The organism is Bergeriella denitrificans NBRC 102155, from assembly GCF_001592185.1.
Taxonomy (GTDB): domain Bacteria; phylum Pseudomonadota; class Gammaproteobacteria; order Burkholderiales; family Neisseriaceae; genus Neisseria; species Neisseria denitrificans.
On the sequence record NZ_BCWL01000206.1, the window covers coordinates 1 to 3,540 of the forward strand.

Here is a 3,540-nt window from a genome sequence, read left to right on the forward strand (position 1 = left end):
TTAACTGTTTTCGATATGGAAAGCCGTCTGAAATCTCACAGATTTTCAGACGGCTTTTTATCGCTTACGGGCGTTACAGAACTTTGACGATGCTTTCGCACAGGTAGTCGATGTTGTCGTCGGTAATGCCGGCAACGTTGATGCGGCCGGAGCGGACGGCGTAGATGGCGAATTCGTCTTTCAGGCGGTCAACCTGATCGGGGCTTAAGCCGCTGAACGAGAACATACCGTTTTGCTCGATGATGAAATCGAAGTTTTGGGTTGCGCCGTTGGCTTGCAGCAGAGCGACGAATTTTTGGCGCATAGCTTTGATGCGGCCGCGCATCTCGTCGAGTTCGGCAATCCATTGGGCTTTGAGGGCTTCATCTTTCAACACCAGCGCAATGGTGGCCGCGCCGTGGCTGGCGGGGTTGGAGTAGATGGTGCGGATGATGCCTTTGACCTGGCTGTGGGCGCGCTCGGCAGCTTCGGCGTTGTCGGCTACGAGGGTGAATGCACCCACGCGCTCGTTGTACATACCGAAGTTTTTCGAGTAGGAGCTGGCAATCAGCAGTTCGCGGTTGTATTGCAGGAAGAGGCGCAGACCGGCGGCATCTTCTTCCAAGCCTTTGGCGAAGCCTTGGTAGGCGAAGTCAAACAGCGGCAGCCAGCCTTTTTCGGCGGACATTTTGGCCAGGGTTTCCCATTGGGCAGGTGTGGGGTCGATGCCGGTCGGGTTGTGGCAGCAGCCGTGCAGCAGCACGATGTCGCCTTTTTGCGCCTGCGCCAAATCTTCAATCAGGCCGTCCCAGTCCAAACCGTGGGTTTGCGGGTTGTAATAGCGGTAGGGTTTGTCGGTAAGGCCGACGGCTTTACAGATGGCGTTGTGGTTGGGCCAGGTGGGGTTGGAAATCCAAACGGTTTGCGCGCCGGTTTGGCGTTTGGCAAACTCGAGGGCGATCCGCAGCGCGCCTGTGCCGCCGAGGCTTTGCGCGGTTTTGGCGCGGCCGTTGGCGATGATTTCGTGATCCGCGCCGAAAAGCAGGATTTGGGTTTGCGCGTTGTATTCGGCTACGCCGTCGATGGTGAGGTAGTTTTTGGTGGTTTCGCTCGCCAGCAGGCGTTTTTCCGCTTCTTTGACGGCTTTGACAATCGGGGTGTTGCCGGCGGCGTTTTTATAAACGCCGATGCCCAGGTTGACTTTGCCGGTGCGGGTTTCGGCTTTGAATGCTTCGCCCAGGCCCAAAATCGGGTCGGCAGGTGCGGCTTCGATGCGGTCGAAAAACATAAGGCCCTCCAAGCAGGGGATAATGATGGGAAGTGGGTTTATTTTACGCCGATTTATGGATGCTGGATATAGGTATTGCGGTGTTTGACGGCAGGCATACCCCGCCCCGTTTTCAGACGGCCTTTCAGGTATGCGGAAAAGACTGGATAAAAAACCCACCTTTGATATAATGGAATTAAGAAAAGGATTTCCGTTTCCGACACTTTTAATTGAACAACAGAGAGGAATGCACTATGTTTCCCGAGTACCGCGAATTAATTTCCAAATTAAAACAAGAAGACGCACACTTCGCCCGCTTGTTTGACGAGCATAACGCTCTGGACGATAAAATCACCGGCCTGGTCAACGACCCCGTAACCAGCGGCTTGGAAGAAATCGAAGAGCTGAAAAAAGAAAAACTGCAGTTGAAAGACAAACTGTATGAAATTCTGCTGAAAGCCGACGGTAAATAAACCGTTGTCGAAAAAGCCGTCTGAATGTGGATGTTCGGGCGGCTTTTTTCACGCCTGCGGCATACGGGGCAAAGTCTTTGCGGTATCGGGCTTTAAACGGTAAAATGAGCCGCATGGTCGGATAAAAGAATAAGGCGCAGCCGCGCCGTATCATTTTTATTTTCAAAGACTATATTTTTCAGGCACGGCAGCGTGCCCTTATTTTCCCAACATAGGAGTCGTCAAATTTATGGGCAGTAACTTCCTTTTAGCCGCCATTGCCGCATTTGCAGTCGGTTTGGTACTGTATTTCAAAAGCGACAAAACCCGCCAGGCCAACGGCGAGTGGAGCGGCGCGCTGCAATGGGGCTACCTCTTGATGATGGTAGGCGTATTCGGCGTATTGTCGTTTTTCATGAGTTTTACTGCCGTATTACTGCTGTTTGTCTTGTTCACCGGCATCGTGTGGCTGGTGCACAAACGCCGTCTGAAAAGCGATGCCGCCCATGAAGACAAAGGCCACTTTACCGACTATATGAGCGGCTTTTTCCCGATTATCCTGGTGGTTTTCGTATTACGCACCTTTGTGGCCGAGCCGTTTCAAATTCCGTCCAGCTCCATGCGCCCGGGCCTAGTGGTCGGCGATTTTATTTTGGTTAACAAATTTGCCTACGGCATCCGTACGCCGATTATCAATAATGTCGTGATTCCGACCGGCGAAGTGGCGCGCGGCGATGTGGTGGTGTTCAACTATCCCGAGCAGCCTTCCGTCAACTACATCAAGCGCACCATCGGCCTGCCGGGCGATGTGGTCGAGTACAAAGACAAAGTGTTGAGCATTAACGGCCAAGTGGTGAAAGATACGCCGGCGGGTGTGTACGAATATCAGGAATATGTACCCGAGCTGGGGCAGAACGTCGGCATCAAGGCCGAGCAGTTTTCCGAAACCATCGGCAGCCATACCTTCGACATCCTGCAAGTGCCGGGCTACGGCAGCTACGAGCCGGGTCAGCTGGCTAAATTTAACCAAAGCGCATTTGCCGGCAGCTGCGAATACGCGCCCGACGGCTCGGCTTTCCGCTGCACCGTACCCGAAGGCCATTACTTCATGATGGGCGACAACCGCGACAACAGCTCCGATTCCCGCTACTGGGGCTTTGTCAGCGACAAGCTGATTGTGGGCAAAGCGTTTTTCGTGTGGATGAACTTTAGCGATTTCAGCCGCATCGGTACCGGCATCCGCTAAGTTGAGCTTAAAAAAAGCCGTCTGAAAAATCGAATTTTCAGACGGCTTTTTTGCGGGCTTAATCCGCTTATTTCGGCATACGGAAGGCATCGTGGCAGGATTTGCAGCTTGCGCCGACTTCGCCGTAAGCGGCTTTAATCGATTCCAGATTAGCACCTTGCGCGGCGGCATTCAGCTTTTCCACCGCCGCGTAAAACTGCTGCTCTTCGGCTTTGAATTTGTCCGGATTTTCCCAAATGGCGGGCAGCGCTTCGCCGTTGCCCTGCGGATCGGATTCGAAAAAGCCGAACGGTTTTTGACTGGCTTCGGCAAAAACGGCGGCGGCCTGTTTGAATTTTTCCACTTCGTAGGTTTCCTCGCCTTTCACCATTTTGCCCATGCTCATAAATTCGGGCATCATGGATTTGAAGGCGGCGGAGCGGTCTTCCGAAATCGGGCCTTTGGGCTGTGCGGGCGCGCCGCCGCAGGCGCTGAGGGTGAATGCCGCAGCAGAGGCAGCGAGAAGCAGGGCGGTTTGAATCTTCATGGTATGGCTTTCCTGAACGTGTTAATATTATAAACATTTAAAATAAGAATGATACGGCGTTGCTGCGCCC

General features: G+C 53.4%; 4 protein-coding genes. 2 read left to right on the forward strand and 2 right to left on the reverse strand.

Going from position 1 to position 3,540, the window contains the following annotated elements:
* Nucleotides 1-73: 73 nt before the first annotated feature.
* Nucleotides 74-1,267, reverse strand: coding sequence for an amino acid aminotransferase (locus BDE01S_RS09175; RefSeq protein ID WP_066080568.1), 1,194 nt, complete (start codon nucleotides 1,265-1,267; stop codon nucleotides 74-76).
* Nucleotides 1,268-1,500: 233 nt separating this feature from the next.
* Here BDE01S_RS09175 and BDE01S_RS09180 point away from each other — a divergent pair, with 233 nt between their 5' ends.
* Nucleotides 1,501-1,719, forward strand: coding sequence for an HP1242/YdcH family protein (locus tag BDE01S_RS09180; RefSeq protein ID WP_066080571.1), 219 nt, complete (start codon nucleotides 1,501-1,503; stop codon nucleotides 1,717-1,719).
* 229 nt (nucleotides 1,720-1,948) lie between these two features.
* Nucleotides 1,949-2,944, forward strand: a complete 996-nt coding sequence (gene lepB / locus BDE01S_RS09185; protein WP_066080574.1) for a signal peptidase I — start codon at nucleotides 1,949-1,951, stop codon at nucleotides 2,942-2,944.
* A 67-nt stretch (nucleotides 2,945-3,011) separates the two neighbouring features.
* On the opposite strand, the gene BDE01S_RS09190 is transcribed toward lepB, so the two are convergent.
* Nucleotides 3,012-3,470 (reverse strand): c-type cytochrome, encoded by a 459-nt coding sequence (locus BDE01S_RS09190; RefSeq protein ID WP_115225398.1) that lies wholly within the window; start codon nucleotides 3,468-3,470, stop codon nucleotides 3,012-3,014.
* Nucleotides 3,471-3,540 lie beyond the last annotated feature (70 nt).